Origin of the sequence: Pseudomonas sp. JDS08PS003 (genome assembly GCF_045013505.1) — a bacterium.
Lineage (GTDB): Bacteria > Pseudomonadota > Gammaproteobacteria > Pseudomonadales > Pseudomonadaceae > Aquipseudomonas > Aquipseudomonas protegens_B.
Genome location: NZ_CP120724.1, coordinates 4,557,223 through 4,573,710 on the forward strand (window position 1 = coordinate 4,557,223; position 16,488 = coordinate 4,573,710).

Annotated in this window: 13 protein-coding genes; 9 read left to right on the forward strand and 4 right to left on the reverse strand. The window is 62.3% G+C overall.

The window, feature by feature from the left end; genetic code table 11:
* The first annotated feature begins 216 nt into the window (after positions 1-216).
* The 5 genes from P7C00_RS20180 to P7C00_RS20200 all read left to right on the forward strand — a co-directional run bounded on the left by P7C00_RS20180 (position 217) and on the right by P7C00_RS20200 (position 5,634).
* Complete coding sequence (locus tag P7C00_RS20180; protein ID WP_346635309.1) at positions 217-450, forward strand: hypothetical protein; 234 nt, start codon at positions 217-219, stop codon at positions 448-450.
* Positions 451-799: 349 nt separating this feature from the next.
* Positions 800-1,069, forward strand: coding sequence for a hypothetical protein (locus tag P7C00_RS20185; protein WP_346635308.1), 270 nt, complete (start codon positions 800-802; stop codon positions 1,067-1,069).
* Between the two features lie 258 nt (positions 1,070-1,327).
* On the forward strand, positions 1,328-2,722 hold the full coding sequence (locus P7C00_RS20190; RefSeq protein ID WP_404937212.1) for an amidase: 1,395 nt from the start codon (positions 1,328-1,330) through the stop codon (positions 2,720-2,722).
* Between the two features lie 87 nt (positions 2,723-2,809).
* Positions 2,810-4,159, forward strand: a complete 1,350-nt coding sequence (locus P7C00_RS20195; protein WP_404937213.1) for a citrate-proton symporter — start codon at positions 2,810-2,812, stop codon at positions 4,157-4,159.
* Between the two features lie 116 nt (positions 4,160-4,275).
* Positions 4,276-5,634 carry an OprD family outer membrane porin gene (locus P7C00_RS20200; RefSeq protein ID WP_346635305.1) on the forward strand — a complete coding sequence of 453 codons (1,359 nt, stop codon included), beginning with the start codon at positions 4,276-4,278 and terminating at the stop codon, positions 5,632-5,634.
* A gap of 95 nt (positions 5,635-5,729) precedes the next feature.
* Here P7C00_RS20200 and P7C00_RS20205 read toward each other — a convergent pair whose 3' ends face one another.
* Positions 5,730-6,632, reverse strand: a complete 903-nt coding sequence (locus P7C00_RS20205) for a LysR family transcriptional regulator (protein ID WP_346635304.1) — start codon at positions 6,630-6,632, stop codon at positions 5,730-5,732.
* 194 nt (positions 6,633-6,826) lie between these two features.
* On the opposite strand from P7C00_RS20205, the gene P7C00_RS20210 reads away from it, so the two are divergent.
* Positions 6,827-7,300, forward strand: a complete 474-nt coding sequence (locus tag P7C00_RS20210; protein ID WP_346635303.1) for a hypothetical protein — start codon at positions 6,827-6,829, stop codon at positions 7,298-7,300.
* Positions 7,301-7,691: 391 nt separating this feature from the next.
* Positions 7,692-8,318: a response regulator gene (locus P7C00_RS20215; RefSeq protein WP_404937214.1), complete on the forward strand. Its 627-nt coding sequence runs from the start codon at positions 7,692-7,694 to the stop codon at positions 8,316-8,318.
* A 22-nt stretch (positions 8,319-8,340) separates the two neighbouring features.
* On the opposite strand, the gene P7C00_RS20220 is transcribed toward P7C00_RS20215, so the two are convergent.
* The gene (locus P7C00_RS20220) at positions 8,341-9,582 is read right to left on the reverse strand and encodes an EAL domain-containing protein (RefSeq protein WP_404937215.1); all 1,242 of its coding nucleotides are present in this window, start codon (positions 9,580-9,582) and stop codon (positions 8,341-8,343) included.
* 530 nt (positions 9,583-10,112) lie between these two features.
* On the opposite strand from P7C00_RS20220, the gene P7C00_RS20225 reads away from it, so the two are divergent.
* Together P7C00_RS20225 and P7C00_RS20230 are read left to right on the forward strand one after the other, a co-directional pair.
* Positions 10,113-10,736 carry a response regulator transcription factor gene (locus P7C00_RS20225; protein WP_346635300.1) on the forward strand — a complete coding sequence of 208 codons (624 nt, stop codon included), beginning with the start codon at positions 10,113-10,115 and terminating at the stop codon, positions 10,734-10,736.
* Positions 10,737-10,746: 10 nt separating this feature from the next.
* Positions 10,747-14,337 carry an ATP-binding protein gene (locus P7C00_RS20230; RefSeq protein WP_404937216.1) on the forward strand — a complete coding sequence of 1,197 codons (3,591 nt, stop codon included), beginning with the start codon at positions 10,747-10,749 and terminating at the stop codon, positions 14,335-14,337.
* Positions 14,338-14,444: 107 nt separating this feature from the next.
* Here the strand turns inward: P7C00_RS20230 and P7C00_RS20235 are convergent, their stop codons facing one another.
* The gene (locus P7C00_RS20235; protein WP_404937217.1) at positions 14,445-15,194 is read right to left on the reverse strand and encodes a molecular chaperone; all 750 of its coding nucleotides are present in this window, start codon (positions 15,192-15,194) and stop codon (positions 14,445-14,447) included.
* Positions 15,195-15,525: 331 nt separating this feature from the next.
* On the reverse strand, positions 15,526-16,443 hold the full coding sequence (locus P7C00_RS20240; RefSeq protein WP_404937218.1) for a LysR family transcriptional regulator: 918 nt from the start codon (positions 16,441-16,443) through the stop codon (positions 15,526-15,528).
* Positions 16,444-16,488 lie beyond the last annotated feature (45 nt).

A 16,488-nucleotide genomic window follows, 5' to 3' on the forward strand; every position in this document is an offset into this window, starting at 1 on the left:
GGTGAGTTGCAGTGTAGGAGCGACCCGCCCCGCCGGTTCATGACATATGTTTCATGGTGCGAAGGGCTAACAGCGGTTAAACCGCAGCAAAAGCTCGATCCAGAGCCGTTGCCGCTAAATTTTCGGCGCCGGGCTCGTTATAATCGGCAACCCTTTTATGGCAATGCGGATTCGATGATGTTCAGTTGCAAAGCGTTTTTCCCAGGTCTGTTACTGATGGCAACCTGTTCGGCCCAGGCCGCAGGCCTTGACCTGAGCTACCCGCAGCCTCCGTTGCCGGCCCCCGCCCAGACCCCGGCGCCAGAGCGCGACACGCCGAAGCTCAAATTGCAGTTCAAGCCGACCATCAGCTACGAGTACCGCTGCAGCGGGCAATGCACCTACGAAACCAATATCGACCAGTTGCACGAACGCGAAACCCGCCACAGCGCAAGCGTCGGCTTCGACTGAGCCCCGCCATTGAACCCGCGGCACGCTTGATCCACACTCGCGCTCCTGAGTCCTACAGCAAACTCAGAAAGTCCTGCCCTGCCAGTGCCTTGTTCCGTTTTGGGGTACATGCCTATAGTCCCGGGTCGTCCTGATGACGAACGGGTTTGGCGACCCGATGACCGTGTGCGAGAGCCCTGTGCTTATTTGCAGGGCTTTTCGCATCCGTAACGCTGCCTATATGGCGGCTGTACGCGGGAGACCTTCGGGTCTGCCGGCTCCCCGGTCCCGGTTCGCCAACCTGCGTACAGCTGCCACCTTTCGTTTGGCGACGATCCAGTGGCGCTCTCAACCGACCGAGGCGTTACTTATGAACAGATACATGCCGATCACCGGCCACGACTGCACCATCCCTTCCCTGCTGATCGATACCCAGGCCCCTGCCGATGTGCTGTACGAAGCGGCCGCCTATCGCATCCGCGCCGTCACTCATCTGCTGGAAAACTTCGCCGCCCGCCCCGACATCCCCGGCGATGCCGTGGTGCTGCAAGAGCTAGCGCTGATCTGCGCCATCCCGCTGCGCGATGGTTGCGATGTGCTGGATGTGCTGGGTCGTCAGTTGCAAGCGCAGACCCGCTGAACCGGTAGGAGCCGGCTTGCCGGCGAAGAGGTCCGTGAGCCTTGTGCAAACCTTGAGGCCGCCTTCGCGGGCAAGCCCGCTCCTACAGAACGTCTCGAACGGGTGGGGCCGCATTCAATCAGGCCGAGGAATACGCCGCCGCAGTGCTCACAAAAACGCAACACCAGGCTGCGTCCTTTGTGATGGTTGGGCTAGGGTGGAAGCGATACAGTCGGGCCATCAGCAACCCGACTGACGCCCGACACAAGGATGCGTTCGATGACTGATTTGCACGATCTATCCACCACCCAGCTGCTGGCGCAATTCGCCAGCCGCACGCTCTCGCCTCTGGATTATTACGAGCATCTGCTGGCCCATATCGAGCGCTGGGAGCCGCATGTCCGTGCGCTCTACGCCTTCGATCCGGAGCAGGTGCGTCAGCAGGCCCGGGCCGCCACCGAGCGCTGGAACAAGGGCACGCCCAACGGCCCGCTGGACGGGATTCCAGTGACGATCAAGGAACTGATCGCCACCCAAGGCACGCCGATTCCCCTGGGCAGCGCGGCCACCACCCTGAAGCCGGCCCTGCAGGATGCTCCACCGGCCGCGCGGATGCGTGAAGCCGGGGCGATCATCCTGGCCAAGACCACGGTGCCGGATTTCGGCATGTTGTCGTCGGGTCTGTCGAGCTTCCACGGCATTACCCGCAACCCCTGGAACACCGCCTGCAATACCGGCGGCTCCAGTTCCGGAGCCGCTGCGGCCGCCGCGGCCGGTTACGGGCCGCTGCACATCGGCACCGACATCGGCGGCTCGGTGCGCCTGCCGGCCGCCTGGTGCGCTCTGGTGGGGTTCAAGCCGACCCTGGGGCGGATTCCCATCGACCCGTATTACACCGGGCGCTGCGCCGGGCCCATGACCCGCAGCGTCGCGGATACCGTGCTGCTGATGCGCCACCTGGCCAGGCCCGATGCCCGGGATGCCACCAGCCTGCCGCCCTTGACCACGGACTGGAGCGATGAGCCGGTGTCGGTCAACGGGTTGAAGATCGGCCTGATGCTGGAGCCCGGCGCAGGGCTGCAGCCGGAAGGTTTTGTCTGCGCAGCGGTGGAACAGGCCGCTCGACTGTTCGAGAGCCACGGCGCCCAGGTCCGCACCCTGGCGCCGATCATGGATCGCGCCCAACTGGACGGCCTCGACCGCTTCTGGCGCGCCCGGCAATGGGCGGAACTTTCGGCCCTGGGTGCCGAGCAGTTCGCCAAGGTGCTGCCCTATATCCGTGACTGGGCGGCGCCGGGGGCCGACTTGTCCGGGGTCGAGGCGGTGCTGGGCTTCAACCAGACCTTCGAGATGCGTCGCCGCGCCGCCCAGGTGTTCAGCGAGTTCGACCTGGTGTTGTCGCCCACCAATCAGATCAACCATTTTCCCGCCCAGTGGCCATCGCCGAGCAACGACCCGCAGCAACCGTTCGAGCACATCGTCTTCACCCTGCCCTGGAACATGGGCGAACAACCGGCGCTGTCGATCAACTGCGGTTTCGCCGCCGATGGCATGCCCATCGGCCTGCAGATGATCGCCCCGCGCTTTGCCGATCAATGGCTGCTGCAAGTGGCCAAGACCTATGAGAGCTGGCGCGGAGCGATCCACAGCTGGCCAAGTCCGCCGTCCCACTGACACACCGAAACTGCCACCTTCACCCCAGCCCCGGGCCTCGCCGCCCGGGGCCTGGGCAACCTATGAATAAAAATTCGAGGGGCCAGTATGCACAGTCACGATTCCACCCACTCCCAGCACCAGGATCCTGAAGCGCCGAATGTCCCGGGGGGCAAGCGCAGCGTGTTCGCGGTGATCCTCGGCAACGCCGTGGAGTTCTTCGATTTCGGGGTCTACGCCACCTTTGCGGTGATGATCGGCCACACCTTCTTTCCCTCCGACAGCGCCTTTGTCAGCCTGATGCTATCGGTCACCGCCTTCGGCGTCGGTTTTATCGTGCGGCCCCTGGGGGCAGTGCTGATCGGCGCCTACGCCGACCGCGTCGGGCGCAAGCCGGCGATGCTCCTGACCCTGGTGATGATGGCCGTGGGCACCGGCAGCATCGCCATCCTGCCCAGCTACGACAGCATCGGCATCGCCGCGCCGATCCTGCTGGTGCTCACCCGGCTGATCCAGGGCCTGGCCTGGGGCGGCGAGGCCGGCCCCGCCACCACCTACATCCTCGAAGCCGCGCCGCCGCACAAGCGCGGCACTTACGCCTGCTGGCAGGTGGTGGCCCAGGGCGTGGCCGCCATGGCCGCCGGCACCGTGGGCTACACCCTGACCCAGGTGCTGTCCCCCGAGGACCTCAACAGCTGGGGCTGGCGCGTGCCCTTCGTGTTCGGTCTCTTGGTGCTGCCAATCGGCATCTACATCCGCCGCAACCTGGCGGAAACCTTCCATGGCCAAGGCGAAGAAGCCAGCACCGGCAGCCTGGTGCGTCAGGTGTTCGGCGAACATCGCCGGGCCCTAGTGCTGGGGCTGCTGATTCTGTCCGGCAGCACCATCACCCAGTACTTCATCAACTACATGACCACCTTCGCCCTCACCGAACTGAAACTGCCCACCAGCATCTCCATGCTTTCGACCCTGGTGGCCGGCGCGGCCATGGCGGTGTGCGCGATTGCCGGCGGCATGCTCTGCGACCGCTTCGGCCGCCGCACCATCCTCATGGCGCCGCGGGTGGTGCTGTTGCTGGTGCTGTTCCCGGCGTTGCAGTTGATGACCGAGCACCCCAGCCCGGCGACGTTCCTGCTGACCCTGGCGGTGTTGTCCGGCCTGCACGGCATGAGCGGCGCGGCGCTGATCGTGTTGCTGGTGGAGAGTTTCCCCAAGGCGGTGCGCTCCACCGGTTTCTCCATCGTCTACGCCTTTGGCGTGGCGGCTTTCGGCGGTACGGCGCAGATCATCATCACCTGGCTGATCGGCACCACCGGCAACCCAATGTCACCGGTGGGCTACCTGCTGGTGGCCAACCTGGTGTGCCTGACCGCCGCCTGGTTCGCCAAGGAAACCCGCCCGCAAGCACCCGGACGCAGCAACCCCGGCCAACGGCTCGCAGAAGCCCGCGCCCGCTGATCGCGCTTCGCACTGCCCAGCACTCTTTTCCGGCACCGCGTTTTTCTCTACCCTGCCGGCCGCGCATAACCGCGGTCGGGCGGTGGCTTGACGCCTTTGATTTGTGGGGAAGCAGCATGAAACAGCTTGTACTTTGCGTCCTGGCCATGAGCGCCAGCAGCACCCTCCTGGCCCAGGACAACCCGCGCCCGAGCCAGCAGGATCAGGCGCCGGGGTTTATCCAGGGCAGCCACCTGGACCTCAACCTGCGTCACTACTATTCCAACCAGCACACCCAGCGCGACACCTACCTGTCGATCAAAAAGGCCGACGGCATCGAGCGCACCCGGGTGCGGGAAACCTGGGTACAGACCGGCATGCTCAAGTACAGCTCCGGCTACACCCAGGGGCTGGTGGGTTTTGGCGTCGACGCCGGGCTGTTCAGCGCGGTCAACCTGGAGCGTGGTCATGGCCGGGTGGCCAACGGCGGCGACCGAGTGCTGGTGGACAGTGACGGCGATGCCCTGCCCACCTGGAGCCGCCTGGGCATCGGCGACGTACGCCTGCGCCTGTCCAACACCGAGCTCAAGGCCGGACGCCTGATGACCGACAACCCGGTGCTGCGCTACAAGGACAACCGCGCCCTGCCCTCGAGCTTCCAGGGCGTGGGCCTGTACAGCAACGAAACCGACTGGCTGTCGCTGCAGGCCGGCAGCTTCGACCGGGCCATCCCGCGCACCGGCACCGGCAGCGAACGCCTGACCACCACCTTCGGCAACCGCGCCTACAGCGGCGAGCGCATCAGCTACCTGGGGGCGACGGTAAAGCCCGGCCTGGGCCTGGAAGGCAGCCTTTATGCCTCGCGCTTCGAGAACATGTGGGACCAGTACTACCTGGGCCTGACCCACCGCGCCGGGGACAAAAGCCGGCTGGCGCTGAAGACCGCGTTCAACTACTACCACACCCGGGACCAGGGCCAGCAGCGCCTGGGCTACATCGACAACGACGCCTTCAGTCTGGCGCTGACCGGCAGCCACCAGGCCCACAGCCTGACCCTGGCCTGGCAGCAGGTGTTCGGCAACGAGTACTTCGACTACGTCTGGGAGTCCACCGGCAATTACATGGCCAACTCCCTCTACTCGGACTACAACGGCCCCAATGAAAAGTCCTGGCAGTTGCGCTATGACCTGGATTTTGCCGCCTATGGCGTGCCGGGGCTGAGCGCCAGCCTGTGGCACGCCAAGGGCTGGGGCATCGACGGCACGCACTACGACGGCGATCGCGATGGCCGCAACCGCGGCTACAACGTGCGCGGCCTGGACGGCGCCAAGCACAACGAAAACGGCCTGATGCTGGCGTATGTGGTGCAGTCCGGGCGGCTCAAGGATGCGGTGCTGCGCACCATCGTCTACAACCACCGCGCCAGCGGTGGGCAGATCGATGGCAGCTACGACGAATTCCGTCTGGTGGGGAATTTCCCGTTCAACCTGTTCTGACCCCATCACCCTCCCCCGTAGGAGCCGGCTTGCCGGCGAAGCGGCCCGCCAGCCTTGCATCGCCCTGGCAGCCGTCTTCGCGGGCAAGCCCGCTTCTACGCCAGGCTATGGCGTTGCATGGCGCGGGCGAGCATTTCCTGGCATCTGAGGGTCGCTACCGATAGGGGGCGGTGACGGACCACGCACAAATCGACACGAATCCGTTCCAGGTGCTCGTCGTCAATCGGCACCGCCACCAGGCCATCACCCAGGTCCCGGGCCTCGGCGTCCACCTGGGGCAGGATCAGCACTGCCGCGCGCTGGCGGGCCAGGCTTTTCTGCACCTCCAGGGAGCTGGTGGTGAACACCGGCAAAATGTTCACCCCTCGCTTGCGGGCTGCGCCTTCCAATGCCTGACGCACGCCGTAGGCCGAATCCGGAATGGCCAGTGGCTGCCCTTCCAGGTCCTCCAGGCGAATGCTCGGGCACTGGGCGAAAGGATGCTCGGCGCTGACCAGTACCCGGTGCCACAACTGGCAATGGGCGGTCACTTCCACTTCGACCCGTTCCTGCAGGTAAAAGGCCAGGCCCAGATCGGCCTCGCCGCTGCACAGGGCATCGAGGGTGGCGCCGGCACTGGCGATGACAATGTTGAAGGTGACTTTGGGATGGGCCCGATTGAACGCGGCCAGTACCGGCGCCAACACGCTGGAAACGATACTTTCCGACACATGGATGCTGACGTTACCCGCTACCTGGCTCTGCCGGCTGGCGATCACGTCACGCACCTGATCGAAGCCGCGCAAGGTGGAGCTGACCTGCTCGGCCAGGCACTCGCCTTCCACCGTCAGGCGAATCCCCCGGGGCCCGCGCTCGATCAGCGCGGTGCCAAAGAAGTGTTCCAATTGCTCGATCTGCCGACTCACGGCGGTGGGCGTGACGTACAGCCGCTCTGCCGCCTGGCGCAGGGAGGCGCAACGGGCCACCTCGTGAAAATAACGCAACGCTCGTAACTGCATGGCCGCTCGCCCCCTCGCTGAACTGATCCATGAAGCACGCAATTACTGCGCCAGAGCGCCTGGACTTTGCCTGCCAAGCCCCGACAAAACATTGATCTGGGCGCCAGCCGTGCCTACCCTGCTAGGCAGCCGATTGCACGATTCGGCATGAACCAAGCCCGGCGCCACTGCCGGCCCTTCGCCAAGGATTGTCCATGAGTACTCTGCCCCGCACTGCACCGCTTGCCGCCCTGCTCGCCGCCCTGATGCTGCTCAGCGCCTGCTCCAGCGTCACCCGCAAGATCGACCCTGAACCCACCATCACCTCCGCCGGTATCCTGGCCTTTCGCGATATCTGCCTGAAGTCCGCACCGTCCTTCGCCGGGGCCGAAAGCGCCGCCCGGGCCCATGGCATTGTGGAACTCACCGACGCCGGTTTCGCCAAGATGGGCATGAACCAGGACCAGACCCTGGGGGTCCAGGTCCAGATCAACAAGGAATGTGCGATCACCACCCCCAGCCAGAACGACAGCTCGCTGACCCTGCAGTTCTTGAGCAGCGTCGCCAAGTTTTCCAGCACGCCGGTGGCGCAGAACGTCCCGGCGCGGATCACCCTCGACGGCCAGAGTTTCATCCTCATGCACGATCGCCGTGGCGGTGAAGCCTATGTGATGCTCAAGGCGCCGTAACAGCGCAACAGCCCCTGGGCTGTGTCTGCGACCGGTCGCCCGGCCATCCTCAGTCCCTGGCCGGGCTGAGGACGCCGCGCAAATTTCCCACTTGAGTACAGCCTTCAAGGACAGCGCGCCCCCCCTGGCAAGAAGCGTCTTGGAAATTTACCAGTCGCTTCTTGCACGAATCTTTTGCCCGTTCTTCTGAACTAACATGCTCGCGCCGTTTGCCACGCCTTCACTCTCTTGGGGTTGTGCCGCCGTCATCACGACCCGGCAAAACAACTTTGATCCCCTGCAAAAGAGTCATCGGGCCTATGACTTCCACAACAAAAACAGTGACTGCCGAGTGACCCATTTTCCGCAACGAGCCCTAACGGCGCTCCCTAGGGTGTCTTCCGAGGGCCCCATGAAAAACAGACGTGTGCTTATCGTCGACGACCATCCCATCATCTGCGCCGCTGTCAGCGAGCTGCTTGAAGAAAACGGCTACCAGCCCATTGGTGAATCCTCTGACGGCTTCGACGCGCTGGACAAGATTCACAAGCTGCGCCCCGACTACATGCTGCTGGACATCACCCTGGACAACCTGGATGGACTCTCGGTCCTGCAACGCATTGCCATGGACCATCTGGAGGTCAAGACCCTGGTGTTCACCGCCAATCGCGCCAGCACCTACGGCGTGCGCTGCATGCAGGCAGGCGCCATGGGCTTCATCAGCAAGAGCGCCGGCCTGCAGGAGCTGGTCAAGGGCCTGAATGCCCTGGCCGACGGCTATCTGTATTTCCCCAGGGAAGTGCTGGAGATGTACCGGGGAACCGGCCACGACCCGAGCGATGCGCTCAACAACCTGACCAACAAGGAGCTGGTGATCCTGCAGTTGCTGGCCAACGGCTACAGCAACCTGGAGATCGCCACCAAGCTCAACTTGAGCAACAAGACCATCAGCGGCCACAAGATCAATGTGCTGAAGAAACTTGGGGTGCGTACCACCATCGAACTGGCCACTATCGCCAGGCAACTGAACCTGATGTGAGAACCGCGGGCCTGCTGCGCAGCTAGCCCTGACGAATCAGCCGCAATGGCGAGTGGCTCGCGCTCAGCACCTGGAGCAGCGCCTGGCCCTGCATCGGCTTGTGGAACAGATAGCCCTGGGCCGCATCGACCCCCAGGCGCTGCAGGTGGGCACGTTGTTTCTCCGTCTCGATGCCCTCGGCCACCAGCTCCAGATTGAGCGAGCGTGCCAGCCCCACCACCGCCTCGATGATCCGGGTTTCCTTGAGCCCCAGGGCGTTGGCGACAAAACCCGAGTCGAGCTTGATCTGGCCAAAGGGAATATCCGCCAGGCGCATGATCGACGAATGGCCGGTACCGAAATCATCAAGGGACAGGCGCACACCGCTTTTCACCAGAACGCTGATGTTCTCGATGCTTTGCATGTCCAGGGTCAGGGCCTGGCGCTCGGTGATCTCCAGGGTCACCTGCTTCTTGGGCACCCCGGCCTCCTCGATCTGCCGCAGCACCTGGGCGGCAAACTCGGGGTCGGTCAGCTGGCTGGCTTCGATGTTGTAGGAGAACACCAGGGCCTCACCCTGGGTGTGGGCCTGCAGTTGCCGCTGCAGCATCAGGCCCTGTTGCAACAGGCAGTCGAACAGCTGTCGCTGGCGCTCCGGGCTGTCGAACAGATCGAGGAAGAACTGTGGCCCCAGCACGCCCTTGTGGGGATGCTGCCAACGGGCCAGAACCTCGGCACCGGTGATGCGCCGGGTCTTCAGGCACACCTGGGGCTGGAAATAAGCAACGATCTGCTGCTGTGCCAGAGCCTCGGCGACATCCAGCTGCGCCATCCAGTCATTGCTGGCGGGGGCACGCCGATCGGTCGCCAGGCTGTTGCTGCGAGAGTGGTTCTTCACCGTGCGCTTGACGGTCAGGGCCTTGAGCAGCAAGCCACTGATCTGCGCCGTGTCCAGGTCGCTATAGCTGCCGACGCAATACTTGCCGGAGCGCACGCGAAAGTTCGCCAGGCCCCAGCGGATAGACGCCTCCAGGGCTTCGCACTCGAGCATCGAGAAGAAACCGTAGTGTTCGCAGAGTCGGCGCAGGTAATAAATGGCCGTCAGGGAGTGCAACGAGTCGCAGATCACCAGGTCCAGTTCACCCAGTTCCGGTGGGAATTGGGTCCACTGGCTTTCCTGGCTGATCACCTGAACCCGGGCAAAGCCCGAAGCCGCCAGTATTCTGGAAAACCGTCGAGCCCGAAAAGCGTTCGAACACAACAACAGTACGCTTAGCGTCGACATGACCTGCGGCTCCGGATAAAAAATCATGCTATCCAAATCAGACTCAACTGAATTCAGGATGCTTCTTGAATGGAGGTAGGAAGCGTCTGAGACTGAGCATCTTCTTCGTCAATAACGCCCAAACACCTCAGCAACTGACCTTTGCTCTTACTTGCAAGTGAGGGTAAAGGCCGCCCGGGGATTGGCCGTGCCCTTATGAAAATCCGCATAAACATTAGTACTGCCACTGATGCAATCAGCCCGGGCGCCACTACTAATACAACAACTCAAGGACAACAACTGACAACCCATTGACTGCCTCTGCGGTTCTTTTCCAGCACAACTAGAAGAGCCCTCAGACTAACAAAAGCGCCCGCCAAAGAACCCGAGATGCTTCTCGCATAAAACCAAGAAGATCCTTAAAAGTGCACCAGACAGTCAGCTTTAGAGCCGGAAAACGAGTGCCGGAGGGTATAGTAAGTCCGGCGATTCGAAACCTTATTGCATACAGCTATAAGCGTTCTAGAGGTAATAATGAGAATGAGGGAATCATGAGTAAAACCGTACTGATTGTGGACGACCACCCCATCATCTCTGGTGCGATTAGAGCCACCCTTGAGCAAAACGGCTATCAGGTTGTCGCCGAGTCCGCCGATGGCCTGGATGCCCTGGCGAAAGTACGCAGCCTTGCTCCCGAGTACCTCCTACTGGACATCGGGCTTGATAGCCTGGATGGTCTGTCGGTGCTGCAGCGCCTCAACTCGGAAAATCTCAAGATCAAGACCCTGGTCTTCACCTCGCAACTGGCCAGCACCTATGCCGCGCGCTGCATGCAAGCCGGGGCCTTGGGGTTCATCAACAAAAGTGCAAGCATGGATGAACTAATCAAGGGGCTTCACACCATCAACGATGGTTATCTGTATTTCCCCAAGGAAGTGCTGGCCCACTACATGGAACACGGCCAGAACAGCGACTTGAGCGCGCATAAACTCACCAACAAGGAAGTTATTGTCCTGCAACTACTGGTCCAGGGCCTGAGCAACGTGGCCATCGGGGAGAAGCTGCACTTGAGCAACAAGACCGTCAGCGGACACAAGATCAACATCCTGCGCAAAATGGGAGTACGCACCACCATAGAACTGGCCGGTATCGCCAAAGAAATGAACCTGATTTGACTCGCGCAAGATGAAAACCATCCTGCTGACGCTACTCATGACACTGAGCCTGACGCTACTGCCCGGCGTTGCTTCAGCCGCTGAAACCTTCCAACTGTCCTCACGGGGACAGAACCTGCAGTTTTCCGCCCAGGTCAGTCCCGAGGACCAGGCCTGGCTCAATAAAAAGGGCTCCGTAAGAATCGGCGTAACCTTCCCCGACTACCCGCCCCTGACCATCTTCTCCGAGAAAAGGGAGCTGGAGGGCATACTCGCGGAAAACCTGCTGGCCCTGCAGAAAATCCTGAATATCCGTTTCGACATCATCGGTTATCCGGACCGCTGGAGCGCCTTCAAGGCACTGAAAGCGGGCGAGATCGACCTGGTGGACGCCACCACCCCGCCAGAGGCGGAAAAATACGGCGTGCAGATTTCCGCCCCTTACGCCTATACCCAGATCGCCTTGTACTCCACCACCGGTAGTCTGCTGGATGTGGACCTGCGTGATCCCACTGCGCAGATTTCATCGACCCATGATGGCTTTATCGATGAGGACACCTTCAAGATCTTTCGCAGCGCCACCATCAAGAACTACAACTCGCCCTATGAAGCCATTGCCGCCGTGCTCAAGGGACATGCCCAGGCTTATCTGGGAGATACCGTCAGCACCAACTACCTGCTGAACCAGAGTTTCAACAATCAGCTGGTGACCAACGTCAGTGTCAACGGCCTGGAGGCGAACATAGGTTTTGCCTACACCGACAACAACAGCCACCTGGCGTCCATCCTCGACCAGCAACTGCAGTCCCGCAGTCGCTGCCAGATCATCAGGATGGTCAATTGGTGGGTGGTGACCCTCAAGTGCAGCGATGACGAATTCGTCAGCGTGCTCAACAGCGAAGAGAAACAACTGCTGGGCAGCAAGAAGCCCTTCAGGATTGCCGTCAGCGAAGACTTGGCGCCCTACGCCCTGTTCGACAACAGCGGCCAGTTCGGCGGCACCATGTCCGACATTCTGGAGCTGGTACGCCTGAACTCCGGGCTGCGTTTCGAGATCGTCCGCACCCGCTCGGTGCACAAGGCCATGGAGTTGCTGGACAAGGGCGAAGTGGACCTTGGCATCATGTCGGAGACCGACTCCCGAGATCGCAAGTACCTGTTTACCCGACCGGTCATCACCACGCCCTACACCCTGATCACCAAAAATACCGGCCCCGAGGAGTTCGAGCTCCAGGACAATCCCGAACAAAGCATCGCCCTACCCCGCTCCGATGCCCTGCTGGAGCATATGCGCCAGAACTACCCGCACCTGAAGATCCACACCACGGACAACGTCGCCGACTCCCTGAACCGGGTTCGCGACGGTGGCAGCGACTTCACCCTGACCTCCACCAACCAGGCCCGGTACTACCTGTCGTACAAATACGAGGACGCCCTGAAGGTCTCGGGTCTGCTCAAAGGCGTCAACGCCCGAATCGGTCTCGCCAGCCAGCCGCATAACAAGGTGCTGATTTCCATTATCGAAAAGGCCCTGCTGCGCATTTCACCCAGTGAAACCGCGGCCATCTCCGGACGTTGGCGCGCCAATGCCGCGACCGACAACATGTATTGGGAAGGTGTGGGTCTGAGGGTCTACCAAGTGCTCAGCGCGTCCTTCGTACTGCTGCTGGCCACCTGCATCTGGATCCTCTACCTGAGAAAGCTGATCTTCAAGAAATCCATCGTGCGCCAGCAATTGCAGGAACGCCTGAGCCTGATCCAGAACATCGTCGACAGCATTCCCCACCCCATTTACGTACGTGGCCGCGACGGCGAACTGTTGCTGTTCAATACCCCCTACGCCCAGACCTTCATACCCGGCGCTACCTCAAATACCCACACCCAGATGCTCGACGCGATGCTCGGGCGCGCGGTGCTCGGACAATGGCTACAGGACTACGAGCAGGTCGCGACCAGCGGCGTCGCCCTCTCCCGTGACCAGACCTTGCCCCTGGGCGGCCAGACGCTAGACATCTACCACTGGGTCCAACCGCTGCGGGACGACCGGCAGCAGGTCTTTGGCGTGGTCTGCGGCTGGCTGGACATTGGTGATCGCCTGCGCATCCTCGAAGAACTGCGCCAGGCCAAGGAGACGGCGGATCAGGCCAACAGCGCCAAGTCGATTTTCCTCGCCACCATGAGCCACGAAATTCGCACCCCCATGAATGCCATCATCGGCATGCTGGAGCTGGTACTGACCCGCAAGGCGCCCCAGGGCAAGAATCTCGAGTCGCTGCAATTCGCCCATGAAGCGGCCGTCAGCCTGCTGGAACTGCTGGGGGGCATCCTCGACATCTCCAGCATCGAATCCGGGCAGACCCGCCTGCATCTCGAGACCTGCACCCTGAAGCAGATCGTCACTTCCACCCTGGCAATCTTCGACAGCCTGGCGACCCGCAAAGGGCTGTCGATCAAGACCCGGTTCGATGCCTGTGCCGATCTGCCGTTGCGCCTGGACCGCCTGAAGATCAAGCAGATCCTCTCCAACCTGATGAGCAACGCGATCAAGTTCACCGACAGTGGCGATATCACCCTGCGGGTCCAGGGCGTTGCATTGGGTGAGCGACGTTTCGCCTTTTCCATCAGCGTGCAAGACACCGGCCCGGGCATCGCCACTGCCGACATGGCCACCCTGTTCACGCCTTTCTCCCGGGTCACCGCCAACCGTAACAGTGGCGCCGGGATCGGCCTGTGCATCTGCCAGTCATTGAGCCGGATCATTGGCGGCGACCTGTTGGTGGACAGCGCCCCGGGCAAGGGCACCACCATGACCCTGACCGCCTGCGCCGAGGAAGCCACACCCAGCGACACCCCGCTGGCACTGCCTGTGAGCGAGCCCGCCCCCCCGATCCAACAGCGCCTGAAGATCCTCATCGTCGAGGACCATCTACCCAGCCTGACCCTGCTCAAGGAGCAGATCGAGCTGCTCGGCCATCTGCCGATCCTGGCCCACGACGGGCTTGAGGCACTGTTCATCTGGGAGGACAGCGACGTCGACCTGATCATCACCGACTGCAATATGCCGGAGTTGGACGGCATCACCCTGACCGAAGAGATTCGTCGCCTGGAACAGCAACTGCGCATTCGTCCCTGCACCATCATCGGCACCACCGCCAGCGCCCGGGCAGAAGACATGCAGGCCGGTCTCGCCGCCGGCATGGATGTGTGCCTGCTCAAGCCTCTGAGCGTGTCGATGCTGGCCCGCTACGTGCCATTGTTCGCCGAGAGCACGGCACGGGAGGCGGTGGAGGACGGGAGTTTGGCACTGCAGTTGTTCAACCTCCCGGAGGACAAGCGGCGCAGCCTGCTGGGTAACCTGATCGTATGCAATCAGCAGGATCTCCAGGCCTTGGAGGACGCCATGGCCCGGGTTGATCTCAAGGCCCTGGCCCACACGGCCCACAAACTGAAAAGCTCGGCGCAGATGATGCAGTCCGAGTCGCTGCTACGGTTATGCGAAGCCCTGGAGCAAGCCCTTGAGGACAATGCCGCCACCAGCACCTTGTCGCAGCTGTGCAATGAGGTGCGTGGGCTGATGGACAAACTCAACAGGACCCTGACGGCCTCCGCCAACCCCGACTGAGTGCCGCCGCAGACACGACAACGCCCACACGCCAGAGCGTGTGGGCGTTGCCCGGATTGAGGTCGAGCGCTCGCTACGTTGCAGCAGAGCTTGACCCGGCCAGCGATTCAGAACCTGGCACTGGACTTCAAGGGCTCGCTGTAACCGCCGTAATCGTTGATGATCGAAAACTCGACGGTGGCAGTGCCGGACTTGAGCTTGTGTTTGAGCCGGTAGTCCTGGCTGGACTTGGGCGCCACCATGCCGACATTTTTCAACTCGATGGGCCGGCCGCCGTCCATTATCCGGACCCCCATGAAAGTGACGTGATAGGCACTGGGGTTGGTGACGCGCAATACCGTCCCGCAAGGTTGGTCCAGCAGTTTCCATGACAGCTGGCTGGGGGCTTCCCGGGCCGTACCCGGCAACTTCCCGGGGCGGTAGAACAGCTTCACCCGGGTGCGTGCCGCGACGTTCAACGGCTTGTCCTGCTTGTGCGCCAACGGCAGAATTTCCTCGGCATTGAAATAGAACAGCGACTCCCGATCCTCCGGCAGTTGCCCGGGGGTCTTGATGATCCGCACCACTTGTTCTTCGCCTGCCCGCACCTTGAACAGGGCCGGCATGGCAATGAACGGGGTGTACGGATCCTGACTGTCCCTGGCATCGTTGACCCAGGCCTGCACCGCGTAATCGTTGCTGGTGAGGTTGGACACAACGGTCGACGCGCTGTGTTCATCAGCACTGAGGATGATTCGCGTCGCGCTGAGCATGATCTCGGCGGATGCCTGGGAGTCTGGCCAGAGTGTTATCAAGGCTGCGCAGAACAGCCAGTTCCGGTGAGACAAGCCAGTACGCAATAGAAGAGAAGTAGTCATATCCGCTTAACCCCGGGGGAGAATACAGGGCATGCCGGGGCCGGCCGCAGAGCACAGGGTCGACTCCCGATTGGGGATTAACTTCATTGGTTTTTTACCTAACTCGTGTGTGGCATTGGCCTTATGCCCAAGGCCCGGAAAGCCTACAAACGTTAACTTCCGAATGAGACAGGACGGCTCTTGGCCTTGACCAAGAAGGCTCTTGATTGCCAGCCGGACACCCACCAAGACCTCTGGCCGGCAAATGCCCGCGAGCCTTGCTACATGAGCGCTGCAACCACTAGGAACCCCTTGAGAGTCGCACTTTCAAGGCGCCGGGACGGTGCGCCCTTCACTGCGCAACCCCACTGGCAATCGCGCTGACCTCTCCCCGCAGCCATTGCAACCCCGGCGCCTGCTGTTGCTGGCGGTGCCAGATCAGGCTGACCTGCACCGGCCCTGCCAGCAGCGGCAGGCGGGCGATGCGGATCGGCAGCAACGCGGCAAAATGCTCCGCCAGATGCCGTGGCACCGTACCCAGCAGATCGGACTGGGCCACGATCAAGGGAATGCTCAGGTAATGGGGCACCCACAACTGCACCTGACGCTGGACCTTGGCCGAGCCCAGGACGATCTCCAGCGGCGAACCGCGCCCGCCGCGATCGGGAATCGCCACATGCCGGCTGCCCTGATAGGCGGCCAGGTCCAGCTCCGGGGTGAAGGCCGGATGGCCGGCGCGCCCGATCACCACCAGTTGTTCCTCCAGCAATGGCTGGTAGCACAGGTCCGGATTGTCGAAGTACAGGTAGTCCACCGCCAGGTCGAGCATTCCGGCGCAGAGCCAGGCCGCCAGCGAATCGGCGCTGTCGCTGCGCACCGCCAGCCGGACTTTGGGCGCCACCTGCTGCAAACGCTGGGACAGCGCCGGCAGCAGCCGCGCCTGGGCGTAATCGTTCATCGACAGGGTGAACAACGGGTCGGCCGCCGCCGGATCGAACGCGGCAGTCGGGTCCAGGCCCTGCTGCAACAGATGCAGGGCCTGGCGCACAGCGATATGCAGGCTTTGCGCCCTGGAAGTGGGCTGCATACCCCGGGCGGTACGCAGGAACAGCGGCTCGTCCAGGTGCCGGCGCAGGCGCGCCAGGGCATTGCTTACCGCCGGCTGGCTGAGGTTCAGGCGCACGGCGGCCCGGGACAGGTTCTGCTCCTGCATCAGGGCGTCGAACACCCGCAGCAGGTTGAGGTCCAGGCGTTGCACATTCAGCTTCATGAATAATGCCCACTGAGGTTATCCGGGGGCTGGATAATTCGCAGC